The 19,547-nt window shown below is 61.9% G+C and carries 20 protein-coding genes; 11 read left to right on the top strand and 9 right to left on the bottom strand.

From position 1 onward, the window contains the following. Positions 1-93: 93 nt before the first annotated feature. Positions 94-1,026, top strand: a complete 933-nt coding sequence (gene hemF / locus FX984_RS19390) for an oxygen-dependent coproporphyrinogen oxidase (protein ID WP_027608147.1) — start codon at positions 94-96, stop codon at positions 1,024-1,026. Beyond that, positions 1,026-1,847: a shikimate dehydrogenase gene (aroE, locus tag FX984_RS19395; protein ID WP_108573528.1), complete on the top strand. Its 822-nt coding sequence runs from the start codon at positions 1,026-1,028 to the stop codon at positions 1,845-1,847. Before hemF ends, aroE begins: the two co-directional genes overlap by 1 nt. Here aroE and FX984_RS19400 read toward each other — a convergent pair whose 3' ends face one another. The 3 genes from FX984_RS19400 to betC all read right to left on the bottom strand — a co-directional run bounded on the left by FX984_RS19400 (position 1,848) and on the right by betC (position 6,021). Beyond that, positions 1,848-3,416, bottom strand: coding sequence for a SulP family inorganic anion transporter (locus tag FX984_RS19400; protein WP_108573530.1), 1,569 nt, complete (start codon positions 3,414-3,416; stop codon positions 1,848-1,850). It abuts the gene before it with no gap. 159 nt (positions 3,417-3,575) lie between these two features. Then, positions 3,576-4,490, bottom strand: coding sequence for a choline ABC transporter substrate-binding protein (gene choX, locus FX984_RS19405; protein ID WP_027608144.1), 915 nt, complete (start codon positions 4,488-4,490; stop codon positions 3,576-3,578). Positions 4,491-4,506: 16 nt separating this feature from the next. Then, positions 4,507-6,021 carry a choline-sulfatase gene (betC, locus tag FX984_RS19410; protein WP_108573532.1) on the bottom strand — a complete coding sequence of 505 codons (1,515 nt, stop codon included), beginning with the start codon at positions 6,019-6,021 and terminating at the stop codon, positions 4,507-4,509. A 103-nt stretch (positions 6,022-6,124) separates the two neighbouring features. On the opposite strand from betC, the gene FX984_RS19415 reads away from it, so the two are divergent. The 6 genes from FX984_RS19415 to FX984_RS19440 all read left to right on the top strand — a co-directional run bounded on the left by FX984_RS19415 (position 6,125) and on the right by FX984_RS19440 (position 11,820). Next, positions 6,125-7,075: a choline sulfate utilization transcriptional regulator gene (locus FX984_RS19415; RefSeq protein WP_092356016.1), complete on the top strand. Its 951-nt coding sequence runs from the start codon at positions 6,125-6,127 to the stop codon at positions 7,073-7,075. A 31-nt stretch (positions 7,076-7,106) separates the two neighbouring features. Further along, on the top strand, positions 7,107-7,433 hold the full coding sequence (locus tag FX984_RS19420; RefSeq protein WP_027608141.1) for a DOPA 4,5-dioxygenase family protein: 327 nt from the start codon (positions 7,107-7,109) through the stop codon (positions 7,431-7,433). Positions 7,434-7,610: 177 nt separating this feature from the next. Next, positions 7,611-8,576 carry a 2-dehydro-3-deoxygalactonokinase gene (locus FX984_RS19425; protein WP_146476886.1) on the top strand — a complete coding sequence of 322 codons (966 nt, stop codon included), beginning with the start codon at positions 7,611-7,613 and terminating at the stop codon, positions 8,574-8,576. A 1-nt stretch (position 8,577) separates the two neighbouring features. Next, a complete protein-coding gene (locus tag FX984_RS19430) occupies positions 8,578-9,198 on the top strand; it encodes a 2-dehydro-3-deoxy-6-phosphogalactonate aldolase (RefSeq protein ID WP_027608139.1) in 621 nt (206 codons plus the stop codon). A 47-nt stretch (positions 9,199-9,245) separates the two neighbouring features. Then, positions 9,246-10,394, top strand: a complete 1,149-nt coding sequence (dgoD, locus tag FX984_RS19435) for a galactonate dehydratase (protein WP_003170741.1) — start codon at positions 9,246-9,248, stop codon at positions 10,392-10,394. 115 nt (positions 10,395-10,509) lie between these two features. Next, positions 10,510-11,820 carry an MFS transporter gene (locus tag FX984_RS19440; protein WP_027608138.1) on the top strand — a complete coding sequence of 437 codons (1,311 nt, stop codon included), beginning with the start codon at positions 10,510-10,512 and terminating at the stop codon, positions 11,818-11,820. Positions 11,821-11,856: 36 nt separating this feature from the next. On the opposite strand, the gene FX984_RS19445 is transcribed toward FX984_RS19440, so the two are convergent. From FX984_RS19445 to trpB, 4 genes are all read right to left on the bottom strand, one after another. Then, complete coding sequence (locus FX984_RS19445; RefSeq protein ID WP_146476884.1) at positions 11,857-13,509, bottom strand: FAD-binding oxidoreductase; 1,653 nt, start codon at positions 13,507-13,509, stop codon at positions 11,857-11,859. Between the two features lie 165 nt (positions 13,510-13,674). Beyond that, positions 13,675-14,115, bottom strand: coding sequence for an anti-virulence regulator CigR family protein (locus FX984_RS19450; protein WP_098480661.1), 441 nt, complete (start codon positions 14,113-14,115; stop codon positions 13,675-13,677). 135 nt (positions 14,116-14,250) lie between these two features. After that, a complete protein-coding gene (gene trpA / locus FX984_RS19455; RefSeq protein WP_065926830.1) occupies positions 14,251-15,060 on the bottom strand; it encodes a tryptophan synthase subunit alpha in 810 nt (269 codons plus the stop codon). Continuing rightward, positions 15,061-16,287: a tryptophan synthase subunit beta gene (gene trpB / locus FX984_RS19460; protein ID WP_146476882.1), complete on the bottom strand. Its 1,227-nt coding sequence runs from the start codon at positions 16,285-16,287 to the stop codon at positions 15,061-15,063. It abuts the gene before it with no gap. A gap of 111 nt (positions 16,288-16,398) precedes the next feature. On the opposite strand from trpB, the gene FX984_RS19465 reads away from it, so the two are divergent. Continuing rightward, positions 16,399-17,295, top strand: a complete 897-nt coding sequence (locus FX984_RS19465) for a LysR family transcriptional regulator (protein ID WP_146476880.1) — start codon at positions 16,399-16,401, stop codon at positions 17,293-17,295. An 8-nt stretch (positions 17,296-17,303) separates the two neighbouring features. Here FX984_RS19465 and FX984_RS19470 read toward each other — a convergent pair whose 3' ends face one another. Then, positions 17,304-17,630, bottom strand: a complete 327-nt coding sequence (locus FX984_RS19470) for an ElaB/YgaM/YqjD family protein (RefSeq protein ID WP_003170746.1) — start codon at positions 17,628-17,630, stop codon at positions 17,304-17,306. A gap of 156 nt (positions 17,631-17,786) precedes the next feature. Here FX984_RS19470 and FX984_RS19475 point away from each other — a divergent pair, with 156 nt between their 5' ends. Beyond that, positions 17,787-18,002, top strand: a complete 216-nt coding sequence (locus FX984_RS19475) for a dodecin (protein ID WP_027608132.1) — start codon at positions 17,787-17,789, stop codon at positions 18,000-18,002. Positions 18,003-18,117: 115 nt separating this feature from the next. Then, positions 18,118-18,342: a DUF1161 domain-containing protein gene (locus FX984_RS19480; RefSeq protein WP_005783407.1), complete on the top strand. Its 225-nt coding sequence runs from the start codon at positions 18,118-18,120 to the stop codon at positions 18,340-18,342. 91 nt (positions 18,343-18,433) lie between these two features. Here the strand turns inward: FX984_RS19480 and FX984_RS19485 are convergent, their stop codons facing one another. Further along, positions 18,434-19,435: an LLM class flavin-dependent oxidoreductase gene (locus FX984_RS19485; protein ID WP_146476878.1), complete on the bottom strand. Its 1,002-nt coding sequence runs from the start codon at positions 19,433-19,435 to the stop codon at positions 18,434-18,436. Positions 19,436-19,547 lie beyond the last annotated feature (112 nt).

Raw genomic sequence — 19,547 nt, forward strand, 5'->3', positions numbered from 1 at the left:
GCAGTGCTATCCAAGTGCAGTGGTATCCTGTGCGCCCATTTGCCGCCGACGCCCCACGGCTTCGCGTAGCTTTGCCCGATTCAAGGTGATGTCATGACTACTCGCACCGAGGCTGTCAAAGCCTACCTGCTCGACCTGCAAGACCGCATTTGCAGCGCCCTGGAAACCTTCGAGACGGACACTCGCTTTATCGAAGACGCCTGGACCCGGCCTGCCGGCGGCGGCGGTCGCACCCGTGTGATCGAGAACGGCTCGGTCATCGAAAAGGGCGGCGTTAACTTTTCCCACGTGTTCGGCAGCGGCCTCCCACCGTCAGCCAGTGCGCATCGCCCCGAGCTGGCCGGTCGCGGGTTTGAAGCCCTGGGCGTGTCGCTGGTGATTCATCCGCACAACCCACACGTGCCGACGTCCCACGCCAACGTGCGTTTTTTCATCGCCGAAAAAGAAGGCGAAGAGCCGGTGTGGTGGTTCGGTGGCGGCTTCGACCTCACGCCCTACTATGGCAACGAAGAAGACTGCATTCACTGGCACCGCGTGGCCGAGCAGGCCTGCGCGCCGTTTGGCCCGGACGTTTACTCGCGCTACAAGGCCTGGTGCGATACCTACTTCCACATCAAGCACCGCAACGAGCCCCGTGGTATTGGCGGCCTGTTTTTCGATGACTTGAACGAGTGGGACTTCGACACCTGCTTCGCGTTTATCCGCGCCATCGGCGATGCCTACATCGACGCCTACCTGCCGATTGTGCAGCGCCGCAAAGCCGCCGCGTATACCGAACAGCAACGCCAGTTCCAGGAATTCCGTCGCGGCCGCTACGTTGAATTCAACCTGGTGTATGACCGTGGCACCCTGTTCGGCCTGCAGTCGGGCGGGCGCACAGAGTCGATCCTGATGTCGCTGCCACCCCAGGTGCGCTGGAGCTACGACTGGAAAGCCGAGGCCGGCAGCGAAGAAGCGCGCCTCACCGACTACTTCCTGCAAGACCGCGACTGGCTGGGCATCGCCGCGCCCAAGGCGGCTGTTTGATGGATCGTTATGTGGTGTTCGGCAACCCCATCGGCCACAGCAAGTCGCCGCTGATTCACCGTATGTTCGCCGAGCAGACTGGCGAACTACTGGACTACAGCACCTTGCTCGCGCCCCTTGAGGATTTCACCGGCTGTGCCCGTGAATTTTTCCAACAGGGCCGAGGTGCCAACGTCACCGTGCCGTTCAAGGAAGACGCCTACCGCCTGGCCAACAGCCTCACCGAACGGGGCCAGCGCGCCGGGGCGGTGAACACCTTGAGCAAACTGGCCGACGGTACGTTGCTCGGCGACAACACCGACGGCGCCGGCCTGGTGCGTGACCTGACGGTAAACGCCGGCTTGAATCTGCAAGGCAAACGCATCCTGTTGCTGGGCGCGGGTGGCGCGGTAAGGGGCGCGTTGGAGCCGTTGCTGGCTGAACGGCCCGCTTCGTTGATCATCGCCAACCGCACCGTGGAAAAAGCCGAATTGCTCGCCGAGCTGTTCGACGACCTAGGCCCGGTGTCCGCCAGTGGTTTCGACTGGCTGCGTGAGCCGGTGGACGTGATCATCAATGCCACGTCCGCCAGCCTGTCAGGCGATGTACCGCCGATTGCCGGCAGCCTGATCGCACCGGGCAAGACATTTTGCTACGACATGATGTACGCCAAGGAACCCACCGCGTTCTGCCGTTGGGCCAGTGAGCAAGGCGCAGCCGTGGCGATGGATGGCCTGGGCATGCTGGTGGAGCAGGCAGCCGAAGCGTTCTTCCTGTGGCGCGGTGTGCGCCCGGATTCGGCGCCGGTGTTGGCTGAACTGCGCCGGCAGTTGGCGCAGTAATCAATCTTCAAACTGGATGGGGCATTTGTCGGCCCCCTCCAGTTTTTTCAACTCTTCCACCACCTGCGGCCTGGCGCGGCGCAATGTCAGGCTACGGCCCAGCCCGCTTAAACGACGCGCCTCCTGGTGCAGCATCTCCACCCCGGAATAGTCGATAAAGTTGATCTGCTGCGCCTCGATCACCACCCGCTCACCCTGCAAGCTTTGCAGGCGCACTTGCAGGTAATGGCTGGCGCCAAAGAAGATCGACCCACCGACGCGCAACACATCCTCTTCCCCATCACGCCATTGCTGTACCCGTGGCTGCGACGTGCGCTTAAGGTAGAAAAACAACGACGCCAACACCCCCGCATAAATCGCCGTTTGCAACTCCAGCAACAAGGTGGCGACACAGGTCAGACTCATCACTACGAACTCTGCGCGGCTCACGCGGAACAACGCACGAATACCCCGACGATCCACCAGGCCCCAGGAAATCAGCAAGATGCTGGCGGCCATGCTCGGGATCGGAATATGTGCGATCAATGCCGCGCCAAACAGCGCAAACAAGGCCACCCATACTGCGGAAAACACCCCGGCCAACGGCGAACAGGCACCCGCCTCATAGCTGAGGCCGGAGCGGGTGAACGACCCTGCCGACAGATACCCGGAGAAAAATCCGCCAACGATATTGGATAAACCCTGGGCGCGAACTTCCTGGTTGGCATCGAGCAATTGTTGCGAACGGGCCGACAGCGAACGGGCAATCGACAGGCTGGTCACCAGCCCCAGCATGCCCACCGCAACGGCGCTGGGCAGCAGGCGCAGGATCATGTCCGGATCCAGCGGCAACGGGCTGAACGGTGGCAGCTTGCCGATAAACGAACTGACCAGCACCACATGCCCGAACATCGTCGGCCACAGCCACGTTGCCAGGCTACCCAGGGTCAGTGCGATCAGCAGCGTTGGCCAGCGAGGCACAAGGTATTTGAGCAACACGCCCACCAGCAAAGTACCGAGCCCAAGGGCAAGGGATGCATGGTCCCACTCGCCAGCGTGGTCGATCAGCGCCAGCAGGCTATTGATCGCTGTGGCCTGGCTCGGTAAATCCAGGCCAAGCAGATTGGGCAGCTGCCCGAGGGCAATCACCACGGCGGCACCGAGGGTGAAACCCAGCACCACCGAATGCGAGACGAAGTTCACCAGCGCGCCAAAGCGCAGCATGCCCAGCAGCCACTGGAATACCCCGGCGAGGAATGTCAGCAACAGGATCAGGGTGATGTAGTCCTGAGACCCCGGCACGGCCAACGGGCTGACGCTGGCGTACAGCACGATGGAAATCGCTGCCGTGGGGCCACAGATCAGGTGCCAGGATGAACCCCACAGGCAGGCGATCAGCACCGGGATGATGGCGGCATACAGACCGTACTCCGGTGGGAGACCGGCGATCAGCGCGTAGGCAATCGACTGGGGCAGCGCGAGCACGGCGCCGCTGAGGCCGACCAGCGCGTCCCGGCCGACGCTGGCGCGGGTCTGGCGCGGCAGCCAGCTGAGGAACGGGAAGAGTGTATGGCGGTTGGGCCGGGGCATTTATAACTCGGCTGAAAAGGTTTGACTCAGGGTATCAGTACACACTGGTCCTTGTGGGAGGGGGCTTGCTCCCGATATAGGTGGACCCGTCGAAATCTCTCTGACTGGCACTCCGCTATCGGGAGCAAGCCCCCTCCCACATTGGAATAGCGCAAGGCCCTAGAGTTTGGCCTTTACTGCCGGCAACGCGTCCTTGCCATCCACGGTTTTCACACCGTCCAACCATTTATCCAGCACCGCCGGGTTCGCCTTGATCCACGCCTTCGCCGCGTCGGCATTGCTGACCTTGTTGTTGGCCACCTCAGCCATGATGCTGTTCTCCATTTCCTGGGTGAAGCTCAGGTTGGTCAGCAGTTTGCCGACGTTAGGGCAGGCCTGCGCATACCCTTTGCGGGTCAAGGTATACACACTGCCGGTGTCACCGAAGTATTTCTCGCCGCCTTTGAGATAGTGCATTTTCAGTTGCACGTTCATTGGGTGTGGCGTCCAGCCGAGGAAGGTGACGAAACGCTGTTTCTTCACCGCCCGTGAGACCTCGGCGAGCATCGCCTGTTCACTGGACTCGATCAGCTTCCACTGGCCCAGGTCGAAGTCATTCTTCTTGATGATCTCCTGCAGCGAGATATTTGCCGGCGCGCCGGAACCGATGCCATAGATCTTCTTGTCGAACTTGTCGGCGAATTTGTTCAAGTCGGCAAAGTCATGCACCCCGGCATCCCACACATAATCCGGCACGGCGAGGGTGAACTCGGTGCCGTCGAGGTTCTTCGCCAACTGCACCACATCGCCGTTGGCCACGAATTTGTCGTAGAAGCCCTGCTGCGCCGGCATCCAGTTACCCAGGAACACATCCACCTGGCCGTCCTTGAGCCCGCCGAAGGTGATCGGCACCGCCAGGGTGTCGACCTTGGCCTTGTAGCCCATGCCGTTCAGCAGGAAACCGGTAATGGCGTTGGTGGCGGCAATGTCGCTCCAGCCTGGATCGGCCATCTTCACGGTCTCACAGCGGGTGTCCGCATACGCATTGGCGCTACTCAGCACCAACATGCCCACTACTGCAGTTAACTTTTGCATGGCCTTCCCTCTGTACTTATTGGTTTTGGCAGGGTTGTGGATAACGTGCCTTGCGCTCCAGGTCGTCGAGGTCGATGTGGTTGCGCATGTATTGCTGACTGGCGTCCACCAGTGGCTGGTGATCCCAGCTCTTCAGCTTGCCTTGGGTCAGCGCCTCGAACACCAGGCGACGACGGCGTTGGCTGGCGAGCACCTGCTGGTGGATCGCCGGGATGTCCCACTTGGCCCGCGCCTCATTCAAAAACGCCTCTAACAGTGGCCGGTGTTCCGGTGACTGGCTGAGGTCTTCCCGCTCGTGCGGGTCGTTGTGCACATCGAACAGTAGACAAGGGTCGTCTTCGCTGTAGATGAATTTGTAGGCGCCACGGCGAATCATCATCAATGGGCTGATGGTGCCTTCGGCCATGTATTCGCCAAAGACTTCGTCATGCCCGCCCTGCCCCTGCAAGTGCGGGACCAGCGAGCGACCGTCCAGTGGCAGGCGCGGGTCCAGCTCGCCGCCGGCCAGTTCCACCAGGGTGGGCAGCAGGTCGGCGGTGGACACGGCCTGGGTCACCCGGCCCGGTGCAAATTGCCCCGGCGCACTGACCAGCAGCGGCACGCGGGCGGCCATTTCAAACCAGTGCATTTTGTACCAGAGGCCGCGCTCACCGAGCATGTCGCCGTGGTCGCCGGAGAAAACGATGATCGTGTCGTCGGCCAGGCCGGTGTCTTCCAGGGTCTGCAGCAGCTTGCCGACATTGCTGTCGATGTAGCTGCACGCGCCGAAGTAGGCGCGGCGGGCGTCGCGAATCTTATCCACAGGCAGCGGCTTGTCCCATAGGTCATAGACCTTGAGCAGACGCTGGGAATGCGGGTCGAGATCTTCCTGGTTCGGCGTTGCGGGCAACGGGATGTCGTTGTCGTCGTACAGATCCCAGAACGGCTTGGGAATGGTGTACGGGTCGTGGGGATGGGTCATCGACACGGTCAGGCAGAACGGCTGGTCACCGTCTTCGCGGATGTGGTCGAACAGGTATTGCTGGGCCTTGAACACCACCTCTTCGTCGAAATCCAGCTGGTTGGTACGCACGCACGGGCCGGCTTGCAGCACCGAGGACATGTTGTGGTACCAGGAGGGGCGTACGTCCGGCTCATCCCAGTTCACTGCCCAGCCATAGTCGGCGGGGTAGATGTCGCTGGTCAGGCGTTCTTCATAGCCGTGCAGTTGGTCGGGGCCGCAGAAGTGCATCTTGCCCGACAGCGCGGTGCGATAACCGAGGCGCCGCAGGTAGTGGGCATAGGTCGGCACATCGGCGGGAAAATCCGCCGCGTTGTCGTAGGCGCCGATCTTGCTCGGCAATTGGCCGCTGACCAGGGTGAAGCGTGAGGGCGCACACAGCGGGCTGTTGCAATAGGCCGCGTCGAACACCACGCCCTGTGCGGCGAGGCGGCTCAAATTCGGCAACTTGATCGGAGAAGGTCCGTAGAACGGAAGCAGCGGCGCGGCCATTTGATCGGCCATGATGAAAAGAATGTTCTTGCGCTTCATGGGGCTTCGGCATTCCATAGGCAGTGTTTATGCGAATGAGCATGCAGCCCATTGAAAATGGGGTAAAGCCCATGACGAGCAATGTCTAGGATAAGCACAGCTTATGTATGAAGCCCTTGGAGACCTGTCCCTCGACCTGCTACGCGCATTCGAGGCGGCCGCGCGCCATCGCAGCTTTACCGCCGCTGCGATGGAGCTGGGCACCACTCAGCCGGCGATCAGCCAGCAGATCAAGCGCCTTGAAGAACAACTGACGATCCGCCTGTTTGACCGCATCTATCGGGGCATCGAACTGACCGACGCCGGCGCCCTGCTGTTCGAGCATGTGCAAGGCGGTTTGCAGAGCATCAACCAGGGCCTCAGTGTGATCACCCAGCAGGACCAGCACGAAGTGCTGCAAGTGGCCACAGACTTTGCGTTCGCCGCCTACTGGCTGATGCCGCGCCTGCATCGCTTCCACGCCGCCAACCCCCAGGTAGACGTGAGCCTGGTAACCAGCGAGCGCAACCACGCCACCTTGCGCAGCGACATCGACGTGGCGGTGCTGTTTGGCGATGGCCGTTTCAAGCAGGGCGACAGCCTGTGGTTGTTCAACGAGGAGGTATTCCCGGTGTGCAGCCCGCAATGGCTCAAGGAGCAGGCCAGTCCTTTGACTGTGCACACCTTGCCCGACTACCCGTTGCTGCACCTGCGCCAGGAAAACAACAGTCAGTGGTTCGACTGGAGTGGCGTATTTCGCGAGCTGGGTATCACCGCCGCGCCCACGCCCGGCCAGCTGCGATTCGACAACTACACTTTATTGATCCAGGCAGCGATTGCCGGCCAAGGGGTGGCGATCGGCTGGCGCCATTTGGTGGATAACTTGCTGGAACAGAACTGGTTGTGCCGACCGATCGGCAATACGGTGATTTCGCGCTTTGGCTATTACGTGGTGCAGCCCCAGCGCAAGCGGCGTGGGCAGTTGGTCGAACGTTTCGTCGACTGGTTGCAGGCAGAACAGGCCAGCAGCGCGCAGTCCCTGACCGGACTGGCCCTGCCGTCGATTGCGGTCTAGGATTTGCCGCACATTGGATCCGGAGTCCGTCATGCAACGTATCAAGGGCTACCACGCCCATATCTACTTTGACGCCAGCACCATCGACCAGGCGCGCACCCTATGTGAAGACGGCGCGAAACTGTTCCCGCTGCGCATGGGCCGTGTGCATGAACGGCCCGTAGGCCCGCACCCGGACTGGAGCTGCCAGCTGGCGTTCGATGCCGAATACATTGGCGTGGTGCTGCCGTGGCTGGCGCTGCATCGCAATGGGCTGGTGGTGTTCCTGCACCCCGAAACCGGCGATGAGCTGAAGGATCACACCGATCACGCGATCTGGATGGGTGCGATGCGCGAGCTGGATCTGTCGGTTTTTTAACCTCTCTTTATCAGATAAAACCCGCTTCTTCCCGCAGTAAAAGGCGAGGAAGTTGTAGGATTTATCTTGTTTCGTCTCACTATATGGGACTGTTATTTATATATTGAGATATTGCCGGCCATAGGTTTATATTCGCCCATCTGCTTTTTTCAGCACCCACTCATTTCAGGTGAAGCGATGCAGGCGCAATTGATCGCGCTCGATTGGGGGACCAGCTCCCTTCGTGCTTATAAACTCGGGCCCGCAGGCGTCGTGCTGGAACAGCGCTCGCTGGCGTCGGGCATCATGCATTTGCCCAGTGAGCCCCGGGACATCGGCGGTGTGCACTGCAGCGATGGCTTCGAGTTGGCGTTCGATGCGGCATGCGGCGACTGGCTCGAGGCCCAACCCCATCTTCCAGTGATCGCCTGCGGCATGGTCGGCAGCGCCCAGGGCTGGAGCGAGGCGGCATATCGCAATACGCCGGTCGACGTCGCCAGCCTGGGCCAGGCGTTGCACACGGTGCGCAGCCTGCGCGGCGTCGATGTGCATATCGTGCCCGGCGTGATCGAGCAGGTCGGTTTGCCCAATGTGATGCGCGGTGAAGAAACCCAGGTGCTGGGTGTGCTGCAAAGCCTCTCGGCCAACGGTGAAATGTTGATCGGCCTGCCCGGCAGCCATTCCAAATGGGTCGAGGTGGTGGAAGGTTGCATCACCCACTTCGATACCTTCATGACCGGTGAACTGTTCGCGGTGCTGAGCAAGCACAGCCTGCTGGGACGTACGCAAAAGGTATCCGCGCAGTTCCAGGCCGAGGCTTTCGACCGCGGCGTTCAAGTGGCGCTGTCGAAAGAGGGTCAGCGCGGCGTGCTGTCGACCCTGTTCAGTGCGCGCACCCTTGGGCTGACTGCCGAACTTACCCCTGAGCAGCAGCCCGATTACCTGTCCGGCCTGCTGATCGGCCATGAACTGGCCGGTCTGCCAGCCAGTGCGCGGCTCGTCCCCATCATCCTGGTGGGCGCCGGCCCGCTTTGCGTGCGCTACCAACGCGCCCTCGCCCTCTGCGGTTTCGCCCACGTCAGCCTGGCGCAGGAAGCGACCGAGCGCGGCCTGTGGCAACTGGCAGTGGCCGCCGGGCTCACTCAACCTGCAACGGAGGTCTGACATGCTCAAGCAAGCACTGGCACAAAACGGTTTGATCGCAATCCTGCGCGGTGTGCGCCCGGACGAAGCCCAGGCGGTCGGCCAGGTGCTGTACGACGCCGGCTTTCGCGTGATCGAAGTCCCGCTCAACTCGCCGGACCCTTACACCAGCATCCGCATCCTGCGCGACAGCCTGCCCGCCGATTGCCTGATCGGCGCCGGTACGGTGTTGACGCCTGCGCAGGTCGAGCAGGTGAAGGCCGCTGGTGGCCAAGTGATCGTAATGCCCCACAGCGATGCCAAGGTCCTGCGCGCTGCCAAGGCCGCTGGCCTGTACCTGTCGCCGGGGGTGGCCACGCCCACCGAAGCGTTCGCCGCGCTGGACGAAGGCGCCGACGTGTTGAAGCTGTTCCCGGCCGAGCAAATGGGCCCTTCTGTGATCAAGGCGTGGCTGGCGGTATTGCCGGCAGGCACGTTGCTGCTGCCGGTGGGCGGCATTACCCCGGACAACATGCAGGTGTTTATCGACGCCGGCGCCAAGGGGTTCGGGCTGGGTTCCGGGTTGTTCAAACCGGGTATGACAGTGGATCAGGTAGCGAGCCGCGCCCAGGCTTATGTCGCCGCCTGGAAAGCCCTGAGCTGAGATCAAGTTCCGCGCCCCTGGCGCTGCATCTATAAGAGAGATAACAGATGAAAATCACCAAACTGACGACCTTTATCGTCCCGCCGCGCTGGTGCTTCCTCAAGGTCGAGACCGACCAGGGCGTGACCGGCTGGGGTGAGCCCGTAGTCGAAGGCCGCGCTCACACCGTGGCCGCGGCGGTCGAGGAACTGTCCGATTACCTGATCGGCAAGGACCCACGCAATATCGAGGATATCTGGACCGTGCTCTACCGCGGCGGCTTCTACCGTGGCGGCGCCGTGCACATGAGCGCCCTCGCCGGCATCGACCAGGCGCTGTGGGACATCAAGGGCAAGGCCCTGGGCGTATCGGTCAGCGATCTGTTGGGTGGCCAGGTACGCGACAAGATCCGCGTGTACTCCTGGATCGGTGGCGACCGCCCGGCCGACACCGCCCGCGCCGCCAAAGAGGCCGTAGCCCGTGGCTTTACCGCGGTGAAAATGAACGGCACCGAAGAGTTGCAGTTCGTCGACAGCTTCGAAAAAGTCGACCTGGCCCTGGCCAACGTCGCGGCCGTGCGCGATGCGGTCGGCCCTAACGTCGGCATCGGCGTCGACTTCCATGGCCGTGTGCACAAGCCCATGGCCAAGGTGCTGATGAAAGAACTCGACCCGTACAAACTGATGTTTATCGAAGAGCCGGTGCTCAGCGAAAACTACGAAGCCCTCAAGGAACTGGCGCCCCTGACCAGCACCCCGATTGCCCTGGGCGAGCGCCTGTTCTCGCGCTGGGACTTCAAGCGCGTGCTCAGCGAAGGCTACGTCGACATCATCCAGCCGGACGCTTCCCATGCGGGCGGTATCACCGAAACCCGCAAGATCGCCAACATGGCCGAAGCCTACGACGTGGCCCTGGCCCTGCACTGCCCGCTGGGCCCGATTGCGTTGGCGGCGTGCCTGCAACTGGATGCGGTTTGCTACAACGCGTTTATCCAGGAGCAAAGCCTGGGTATTCACTACAACGAGAGCAACGACCTGCTCGACTACGTGCGCGACCCGGGCGTGTTCGACTATGACCAAGGCTTTGTGAAGATCCCCAACGGGCCGGGCCTGGGCATCGAGATTAATGAGGAATACGTGATCGAACGCGCAGCCATCGGCCACCGCTGGCGCAACCCGATCTGGCGCCACGCCGACGGCAGCTTTGCCGAGTGGTGATGTCTGCCTGAAAGAACACGGTCAGACATGTGGGAGAGGGCTTGCCCCCTCCCACATGTTGATCCGGTTTCTGCAGAAGTCCCTTCCTCAACAAATATAAGAAGAGGCACCTACCATGCAACCTGAATCCTTGAGCGGGCAGGCTTCTTTAGTCACGCCTACCCGAAAGCGCTACTTCATCATGGTGCTGCTGTTTATCACCGTGGTGATCAACTACCTCGACCGCAGCAACCTGTCGATTGCCGCCCCGGCGCTGACCAGCGAACTGGGTATCGACCCGGTACATGTCGGGCTGATTTTCTCCGCGTTCGGCTGGACGTACGCCGCCATGCAGATCCCCGGCGGCTGGCTGGTGGACCGGGTGCCGCCGCGTATCCTCTACACCGCCGCCCTGTTGCTGTGGTCCATCGCCACCGTGATGCTCGGTTTTGCCGCCAGCTTCATTGCGCTGTTTGTTCTACGCATGGCGGTGGGTGCCCTGGAAGCACCGGCTTACCCCATCAACAGTCGCGTGGTCACCAGCTGGTTCCCCGAGCGTGAGCGCGCCACGGCCATTGGCTTCTACACCTCCGGGCAGTTTGTCGGGCTGGCGTTCCTGACGCCGGTCCTGGCCTGGTTGCAGCACCATTACGGCTGGCACATGGTGTTTGTCGTGACCGGTGGCGTGGGCATTCTGTGGGCGGCGATCTGGTATGCCCTGTATCGCGAGCCTCGGGACTTCAAAGGCGTCAACGCCGCTGAAATCGAGTTGATCCGCGAAGGCGGCGGGCTGGTGGACTTGAGCGCACAAGCGAGCAAGAGCAAGGCGCCCTTCAGTTGGGTCGACCTGGGCATTGTCCTGAGCAAGCGCAAGTTGTGGGGTATCTACCTGGGGCAGTTCTGCCTGAACTCCACGTTGTGGTTCTTCCTGACCTGGTTCCCGACCTACCTGGTGAAATACCGCGGCATGGACTTCATCAAGTCCGGCATGCTCGCGTCACTGCCCTTCCTCGCGGCTTTCGTCGGCGTGTTGTGTTCGGGGTTGTTTTCCGACTGGCTGATCCGCCGTGGCGCTTCGGTGGGGTTTGCCCGCAAGTTGCCGATCATCAGCGGCCTGTTGATCTCGACGGCGATCATTGGCGCCAACTTCGTCGAATCGACACCGTTGGTCATCGCTTTCCTGGCCCTGGCGTTCTTCGGTAATGGCCTGGCCTCGATCACCTGGTCGCTGGTCTCGACCCTTGCCCCGGCACGTCTGCTGGGACTGACCGGCGGGGTGTTCAACTTCATCGGCAACCTGGCGGCGATTGCCACGCCGATCGTCATCGGTTTCCTGGCCAGTGGCGATTCGTTTGCGCCGGCGATCACCTACATCGCCGTGCTGGCGCTGTTGGGCGCACTCTCCTATGTGCTGCTGGTGGGCAAGGTCGAGCGGATCGAGCTGTAAGCCGTGGGCGGCCTGCGGGCCGCCCGTTGGCCGGGCTCAGGGCACCGACATTTCGTTACGGAACACATTCGAAGGATCCCAGCGTTGCTTGGTTCGGCGCAGGCGGTTCTCGATGATCGTGTTGGGGAAGAAAATTCCATACCACAGAGGGTTCCTGGGGTTCGCGGGATTGCCACCGAGGTGGGTCATGTCCAGGTCGGGGTAGTTGATGTAGCAGCCCTCGAACTCCGGGTCATTGGGAGCACCGTTGGTGAATGCAGCGTAATAGAGGCCGCGGATCCAGTCGGCATGGGCGCGGTCGATGGCGTCATCGTCGGCGTGCCAGTAACACTGCGGTTGCCATTTGAGGTACGAGGAGCGTTGCGCGGCTGACGTCTGCGCCAGGATCGGGCCGTCCATCTGGTTGATGCGCCCTCCGAACGACTGGATCTGGATCAGGCTCTGGGTCAGGTATTGCTCGGGGTCCGGCAAGGTCAGCGTCGTCCAGATCGCGTCCAGCACGCGTTGCGTAAATCTGCCTTTCTGATACGCCGATTTATACCGGCCGCGCTGATTGTCGCCGGAACCGTTGAGCGATTGGGTGGCGTACAACCAGTCCAAACGCCTGGCGGCCTCATGGGCACTCTGCAGGGAATCGATCCGGCGGCCCTTTTGCCCGCCACGTGGCTGATGCACGACGTGGAACGGCAGGAGCGACTCTGTCGCACTGACGCCCACCGCGGCCTGCATGCTGCTGACAAAGTCGTCGAAAGGCGCCAGGTCATCGAGCTTCCCGTCCTTGTCGACGTAGTGAATGCCCAGGGTCACGTTGCCAGTATTGAGGTGGCGCATTTCCAGTTTGGTGGCCAGGCCCCAGGTTGCCGGGTCGGCCTGATGGTCCACGAACCAGTTTTGATAGGCGTGCAGCAAACGTTCGAGGGCGGCGCGTGTGAGGTCTGACCAGTCCCATTCCAATGGCAGCCAAAGCACTTCGTCCGGGGCTGGCGGCAGCGTCTTGAAATAGTAACTGGTGATGATGCCGAACTGCCCACCACCGGCGCCGCAACAGGCGGCGAACAGGTCCAGCTCATCGGTGTCGAGGCTGTTACGGGACACATGGACAGGTTCAAGACCCGGGCCGGGTCCATTGGCGACCAGCAGGTCGACGCCGTCCAGCCAGTCGCAGACCAGCCCGTATTTACGCGACAACAACCCATAGCCGCCGCCGCAGATATGCCCGCCCAGTCCCACCGAATAGCAGGATCCACTGGGCAGCGCCTTACCTGCCAATTTGTACAGCGCGACGCTGGTGTCCCAGTTCTGGCAGCCGGGCTCCAGGCGGAATGCATAGCGATGGGGCGACGCGGGTACCAGCACGGAGCCGATTTGCCCGTTGGGGTCGTAGGCCAATTGGTTCATCTGGCCGATGTCCAGGATCGACAACACCTCGCCTGGCGCATCCGGCATCTTGTTAGAGACAAATCCTTCATAGCAATGCCCGCCGCTGCGCACCGTGATACGGCCATTGGGCACAGCCAGGGCCTGGGCGGCTGCGTCGAGGATGTCTTGTGGGTTGCGGCAGAGGTAGATCTGGCTGGCGCCGTTGGGTGAAGACTCGCCCTGGACGTTGCCCAATGGCCAGCGCAGGTTGAAACCCTTTTGCAACGTGGAATGACGACGGTCCGAGGGGGTGATGAGATCAAATGCCATGATGGACTCCTGAGAGACGATAATGACTTCTGATGCAGCTAACTTAACGACCGGCAACGCAAGAAGGCGTGACTTGCAGAGGTGGTTAGACGGCAATAGGCACGAAGTGTGTTGAGGGGGTGTGTGTTCCCCCCTCAAGCCTAGCCTATATGGAAAAAGCCCGGATCAGTTCAGCACGCCGTCCAGAATTTCATAGACGATACCGGTACCCACCGCGATCAACACCACATCCGGCCCCGAACGGCGCCACTCATAACCCGGGTACACCGGCAGGCGCGCCAGCGCACGGTTGTCCAGGCGTTCGCCGTAGTAGCCGCGCGGCAGGGGTTGGCCGCGCACCAGGCGCACATTCGGCGGCGGCGGTGCGCCACGGGAGAACTGGCCGTGGTTGTCGTGAATGATCTGGCGTACCGGGCCGAAGTCCTGGGGTGGGCCGCCGCGACGATTGTCCTGCGGGCCACGATGCTCGTCGCCACGTTGCTCGTGCTGGCCTTGCGGGCCGCCACGGTCGTCACCCCGCTGGTCAGGCGGCGCGGCTTGCACCAGGGCGCTGGCGCCAAGCACCAGCACACCAAGACCTGCAATCACGGATTTAGGCATTTTCATCGGGTATTCCTCAGGGCACACATACAAAAAAGGGATCTCGAACGCGGTTCGAAATCCCTTGGTCTTGCTGTTTAGGCCGTGATTGCGCGCGTTGATTCCTCTGTATCAGGAACTTTACCTCTCGCTACATGGCGCTTACTTACGGGCGTTGCGCACACCTTCCGACAGCGCCGCGCACAGGCTCAATACGCCATCGATTGCTTGTTGATCGTTACTGGCATTGGCGATGTGATCGATCAGGGCCGAGCCCACCACCACGCCATCGGCCAGGCGCGCGATGGCTGCCGCCTGTTCCGGTGTGCGGATACCAAAACCGATGCTGATCGGCAGGTCGGTATGCCGACGCAGGCGGGTCACGGCTTCCTCGACGTGTTCCAGGGTCGCGGCGCCGGCGCCGGTCACACCGGCCACGGATACGTAGTACACGAACCCGGAACTGCCGTTGAGCACGGTCGGCAGGCGCACGTCATCGGTGGTCGGCGTGGTCAGGCGGATAAAGTCGATACCTGCGGCCTGGGCCGGGTCGCACAGCTCGCCGTTATGTTCTGGCGGCATGTCGACCACGATCAGGCCGTCGACGCCGGCCTCTTTGGCGTCAGCGATGAACTTAGGCACACCGTATTTGTGGATCGGGTTGAAGTAGCCCATCAACACCAGTGGGGTATCGTTATTGTCCTTGCGGAACTCACGCACCATCTGCAGGGTTTTCAGCAGGTTCTGTTTGGCTTCCAGCGCGCGGATGTTGGCCAGTTGGATGGCCGGGCCGTCGGCCATCGGGTCGGTGAAGGGCATGCCCAACTCGATCACATCGGCGCCCGCAGCGGGCAAGCCCTTGAGGATCGCCAGCGAGGTGTCATAACCCGGGTCGCCGGCCGTGACGAAGGTCACCAGGGCGGCGCGGTTTTGTTCCTTGAGTTGCGCAAAGCGGGTTTGCAGGCGGCTCATTTAGTGTTTCTCCTGCTGAGACTGTTCCATGTGGTGCATCACGGTCTGCATGTCTTTGTCGCCCCGGCCGGACAGGTTGACCACCATCAGGTGATCCTTCGGCAGGGTCGGCGCGCGCTTGAACACTTCGGCCAGGGCGTGGGCGCTTTCCAGGGCAGGAATGATCCCTTCCAGGCGGCAGCATTTGTGGAACGCGTCCAGGGCTTCATCGTCGGTCACCGAGGTGTACTGGACGCGGCCGATATCGTACAACCAGGCGTGTTCCGGGCCGATGCCGGGGTAGTCGAGGCCGGCGGAAATCGAGTGGGCGTCGATGATCTGGCCGTCGTCGTCCTGCAGCAGGAAGGTACGGTTGCCGTGCAGCACGCCCGGTACGCCGCCGTTGAGGCTGGCGGCGTGCTTGCCGGTCTCGATGCCGTGGCCGGCCGCTTCAACACCGATGATCTCGACGCTGGTGTCGTCCAGGAACGGGTGGAACAGGCCCATGGCGTTGGAGCCACCGCCGATGCATGCCACCAGGCTGTCCGGCAGGCGGCCTTCCTGGGCTTGCAGCTGGGTGCGGGTTTCCTTGCCGATCACGGCCTGGAAGTCGCGCACCATCGCCGGGTACGGGTGCGGGCCGGCCACGGTGCCGATCAGGTAGAAGGTGTCGTCGACGTTGGTCACCCAGTCGCGCAGGGCTTCGTTCATGGCGTCCTTGAGGGTGCCGGTGCCGGCGACCACGGGGATCACTTCAGCGCCCAAAAGCTTCATGCGGAACACGTTGGCCTGTTGGCGCTCGATGTCGGTGGTGCCCATGTAGATCACGCACTGCAGGCCGAAACGCGCGGCCACGGTGGCCGTGGCTACGCCGTGCATACCGGCGCCGGTCTCGGCGATGATGCGTTTCTTGCCCATGCGCCGCGCCAGCAGGATCTGGCCGATGCAGTTGTTGATCTTGTGCGCGCCGGTGTGGTTCAGCTCTTCGCGCTTGAGGTAGATCTTGGCGCCGCCGCAGAACTCGGTCAGGCGCTCGGCGAAATACAGCGGGCTGGGGCGGCCGACGTAGTCGCGCTGGAAGTAGGCCAATTCTTCGTTGAACGCCGGATCGATCTTGGCCGCTTCGTATTCGCGGGCCAGGTCGAGGATCAACGGCATCAGGGTTTCGGCGACGTAGCGGCCGCCAAACGCGCCAAACAGGCCGTTGGCGTCAGGGCCGTTGCGCAGATCGGTCTGGGACTGAGTCATGGGACGCTCCAGGTAGGAATTCTGTATGGGAAGCAATGACGGCCACTCTACCCCTCACATCCGGCGCTGAAAACCGATAAGATCGCTGCAACCTGTCAGGAAAACTCACAGATGAGCCGCGACCTCCCGCCCCTCAATGCCCTGCGCGCATTTGAAGCCACTGCCCGCCTCAACAGCGTCAGCCAGGCTGCCGAGCAATTGCACGTGACCCACGGTGCGGTCAGCCGTCAGTTGAAAGTGCTGGAGGAGCATTTGGGTGTCAGCCTGTTCATCAAGGACGGGCGCGGCCTTAAACTCACAGATGCAGGTGTGCGGTTGCGAGATGCCAGCGCCGAGGCGTTCGAGCGCTTGCGGGACGTGTGTGCCGAACTCACCCAGGCCAGCGCCGACGCACCTTTCGTGCTCGGCTGTTCAGGCAGTCTGCTGGCGCGTTGGTTGATCCCGCGCCTGGGACGCTTGAATGCCGACCTGCCGGACCTGCGCCTGCACCTGTCGGCGGGCGACGGCGACCTCGATCCCCGCCGCCCCGGCCTCGATGCCCTGCTGGTCTTCGCCGAACCGCCGTGGCCGGCGGATATGCAGGTGTATGAGCTGGCGAGCGAGCGTATCGGCCCGGTGATGAGCCCGCGTTTTGCCGGCTACGGACGCCTGCGCCAGGCGCCGCCGCACGCCTTGTGTGGCGAAGCTTTATTGCACACCACTTCACGCCCGCAAGCCTGGCCCAGTTGGGCGCAACGGCACGGCATCGAGCCCGGCGCGTTGAAACACGGCCAGGGTTTTGAGCATTTGTATTATTTGCTGGAGGCGGCGGTTGCAGGGTTGGGTGTGGCGATTGCGCCAGAACCGCTGGTAGCAGAGGACCTGCGCGCAGGTCGCCTGGTGGCGCCGTGGGGTTTCAGTGAAACCCCGGCGCACCTGGCGTTGTGGCTACCCAAGCGCGCCGCAGACGGGCGCGCGGGTCAGTTGGCGCACTGGCTCAAGGCTGAGCTGGCGCGCCAGCCGGTGTAGCCGGTCAATCAGTCACCGCGTTTGCACAGCAGGTAAGCGGCCAGCAGGCCCAGTGCGCCAACGGCGACGCCGGCGGTGGTCCATGGGTGCTCTTGTGCGTAATCCCGGGTAGCAACACCGGTTTCGCGGATTTTGACTTTGCTTTCTTCGTAGGCATCGCTGATCAGGTGACGGGAGTGCTTGAGGGCATTCTCGGCATTGCTTTTCAGGGCCTTCAGGGTTTTGCGCGACTCATCCGACGCATCGTCCTTGAGGCTCTCAAGGGACTTGAGCAGGCTCGAAATCTCGGCTTCCATGCTTTCCAGCGACGCTTTGCGTAAAGAAGTGTTGGCCATGTGGATTCTCCTGAAGTGATTGAGTGGCGTGTGTAGATACCGACTCCAGCGGTTTCAGAAAGTGCAGTAAATCTGAACTTTCGGGTAGGAACGGTCGCCAGAAGCAGTATGAACAATGACTGCTAGGCTTTATTGACGACCCTCAGGAGAAACACCATGTCTGATCATCACACCTACAAGAAAGTCGAATTGGTAGGTTCATCCACCACCAGCATCGAAGACGCAATCAACAATGCCCTGGCCGAAGCCAACAAGAGCATCAAGCACTTGGAGTGGTTTGAGGTGACGGAGACCCGTGGTCATATCAAGGATGGCAAGGTTGCCCACTACCAGGTCACGCTCAAGGTGGGGTTCCGAATTGCCAGTAGTTGATCGCGTCGGTTGAACTTGCCGGCTGGCCGATTGCCATAACCTGCGCTACAAACAATGGGTGCCGATGCCTGCAGCGTCGGCACGCTCGTTTCAATCAGCGCAAGGAAAGTGACGGATGAAGAAGTTCCTGTTAGCGGTAGGTTTGTTGAGCATTGCGGGCACGGCCCTGGCGGCGGGCAAGCCTTGTGAAGAGCTGAAAAGTGAAATTGCAGCGAAAATCGACGCCAAGGGCGCTTCGGGTTATTCGCTGGAAGTCGTGGATAAAGGCGCCTCGACCGACGCTAAAGTGGTTGGCACCTGTGAAGGTGGTACCAAGGAAATCGTCTACAAGCGCGGTTAATCCCGTGTGGCAGGCTTGAAGCCGACGCACCTGTGGCTAGGGAGCAAGCTCCCTAGCCACAGGTGCGTCGGTTTTTTTTTCGCCTGGGGGGTTAGCCCTTCATCAACTGCGCCAGCAGCTCGTAGGAATGAATCCGATCGGCGTGCTCGTACAGGTCGCAGGTGAAGATCAATTCGTCGGCGCCGGTCTGTTCGATCAGCACTTCCAGCTTGGCGCGGATCTTCGCCGGGCTGCCCACCATTGCCAGTCCGAGGAAACTGCCGACGGCGTCTTTTTCATGGGGCAGCCACAGGCCGTCCATGGTTTTCACGGGTGGGCGCTGCACCAGGCTTTGCCCGCGCATCAAGGCAAGGATGCGCTGGTACACCGAGGTGGCCAGGTAGTCGGCCTGTTCATCGGTGTCGGCGGCAACCAACGGAATGCCGAGCATCACGTAAGGCTTGTCCAGCACGGCCGAGGGCTTGAAGTGGTTGCGGTACACGCGAATCGCCTCGTGCATCAAACGCGGTGCGAAATGGGAGGCGAAGGCGTAGGGCAAACCGCGTTCGCCCGCCAGTTGCGCGCTGAACAGGCTGGAACCCAGCAGCCACACCGGTACGTTGGTGCCGGTGCCGGGCACCGCAATCACCCGTTGGTCCGGCGTGCGTGGGCCGAGATAGGCCATCAGCTCGGCCACGTCTTCCGGGAAGTCATCCGCACTGCCGGAGCGTTCACGGCGCAGGGCGCGGGCGGTCATCTGGTCGGAGCCGGGCGCGCGGCCCAGGCCCAGGTCGATACGTCCGGGGTAGAGGCTTTCCAGGGTGCCGAACTGCTCGGCGATCACCAGCGGTGCATGGTTGGGCAGCATCACGCCGCCGGAGCCGACGCGAATCGTCGAGGTACCGCCGGCCAGGTAGCCCAGCAATACCGCGGTGGCCGAGCTGGCGATGCCATCCATATTGTGGTGTTCCGCCACCCAGAAACGGTTGTAGCCGAACTTTTCCACATGCTGGGCCAAATCCAGGGAATTGCGCAGCGACTGCGCCGGGCTGCCGTTGGCGCGCACCGGCACCAGGTCGAGGGTCGAGAACTTTACGTCGGACAGCGATTTCATAAGCCTGCTTCTCCAATGGGGGCGCAGGCTTCTTAGACGAACCAAAACCTGCCGCTTCATGTGCATGCTCTATGCAATGAGGGCATATACCCGAGATTCAATAGCGGCAATG

The sequence above is a fragment of the Pseudomonas marginalis genome, assembly GCF_008692035.1.
GTDB classification, from domain to species: Bacteria; Pseudomonadota; Gammaproteobacteria; order Pseudomonadales; family Pseudomonadaceae; genus Aquipseudomonas; species Aquipseudomonas marginalis.

What these genes read in the sequence shown, in the direction of transcription:
- hemF (WP_027608147.1), top strand. Translation starts at nt 94, where the DNA reads ATGACTACTCGCACCGAGGCTGTCAAAGCCTACCTGCTCGACCTGCAA.
- aroE (WP_108573528.1), top strand. Translation starts at nt 1,026, where the DNA reads ATGGATCGTTATGTGGTGTTCGGCAACCCCATCGGCCACAGCAAGTCG.
- FX984_RS19400 (WP_108573530.1), bottom strand. Translation starts at nt 3,416, where the DNA reads ATGCCCCGGCCCAACCGCCATACACTCTTCCCGTTCCTCAGCTGGCTG.
- choX (WP_027608144.1), bottom strand. Translation starts at nt 4,490, where the DNA reads ATGCAAAAGTTAACTGCAGTAGTGGGCATGTTGGTGCTGAGTAGCGCC.
- betC (WP_108573532.1), bottom strand. Translation starts at nt 6,021, where the DNA reads ATGAAGCGCAAGAACATTCTTTTCATCATGGCCGATCAAATGGCCGCG.
- FX984_RS19415 (WP_092356016.1), top strand. Translation starts at nt 6,125, where the DNA reads ATGTATGAAGCCCTTGGAGACCTGTCCCTCGACCTGCTACGCGCATTC.
- FX984_RS19420 (WP_027608141.1), top strand. Translation starts at nt 7,107, where the DNA reads ATGCAACGTATCAAGGGCTACCACGCCCATATCTACTTTGACGCCAGC.
- FX984_RS19425 (WP_146476886.1), top strand. Translation starts at nt 7,611, where the DNA reads ATGCAGGCGCAATTGATCGCGCTCGATTGGGGGACCAGCTCCCTTCGT.
- FX984_RS19430 (WP_027608139.1), top strand. Translation starts at nt 8,578, where the DNA reads ATGCTCAAGCAAGCACTGGCACAAAACGGTTTGATCGCAATCCTGCGC.
- dgoD (WP_003170741.1), top strand. Translation starts at nt 9,246, where the DNA reads ATGAAAATCACCAAACTGACGACCTTTATCGTCCCGCCGCGCTGGTGC.
- FX984_RS19440 (WP_027608138.1), top strand. Translation starts at nt 10,510, where the DNA reads ATGCAACCTGAATCCTTGAGCGGGCAGGCTTCTTTAGTCACGCCTACC.
- FX984_RS19445 (WP_146476884.1), bottom strand. Translation starts at nt 13,509, where the DNA reads ATGGCATTTGATCTCATCACCCCCTCGGACCGTCGTCATTCCACGTTG.
- FX984_RS19450 (WP_098480661.1), bottom strand. Translation starts at nt 14,115, where the DNA reads ATGAAAATGCCTAAATCCGTGATTGCAGGTCTTGGTGTGCTGGTGCTT.
- trpA (WP_065926830.1), bottom strand. Translation starts at nt 15,060, where the DNA reads ATGAGCCGCCTGCAAACCCGCTTTGCGCAACTCAAGGAACAAAACCGC.
- trpB (WP_146476882.1), bottom strand. Translation starts at nt 16,287, where the DNA reads ATGACTCAGTCCCAGACCGATCTGCGCAACGGCCCTGACGCCAACGGC.
- FX984_RS19465 (WP_146476880.1), top strand. Translation starts at nt 16,399, where the DNA reads ATGAGCCGCGACCTCCCGCCCCTCAATGCCCTGCGCGCATTTGAAGCC.
- FX984_RS19470 (WP_003170746.1), bottom strand. Translation starts at nt 17,630, where the DNA reads ATGGCCAACACTTCTTTACGCAAAGCGTCGCTGGAAAGCATGGAAGCC.
- FX984_RS19475 (WP_027608132.1), top strand. Translation starts at nt 17,787, where the DNA reads ATGTCTGATCATCACACCTACAAGAAAGTCGAATTGGTAGGTTCATCC.
- FX984_RS19480 (WP_005783407.1), top strand. Translation starts at nt 18,118, where the DNA reads ATGAAGAAGTTCCTGTTAGCGGTAGGTTTGTTGAGCATTGCGGGCACG.
- FX984_RS19485 (WP_146476878.1), bottom strand. Translation starts at nt 19,435, where the DNA reads ATGAAATCGCTGTCCGACGTAAAGTTCTCGACCCTCGACCTGGTGCCG.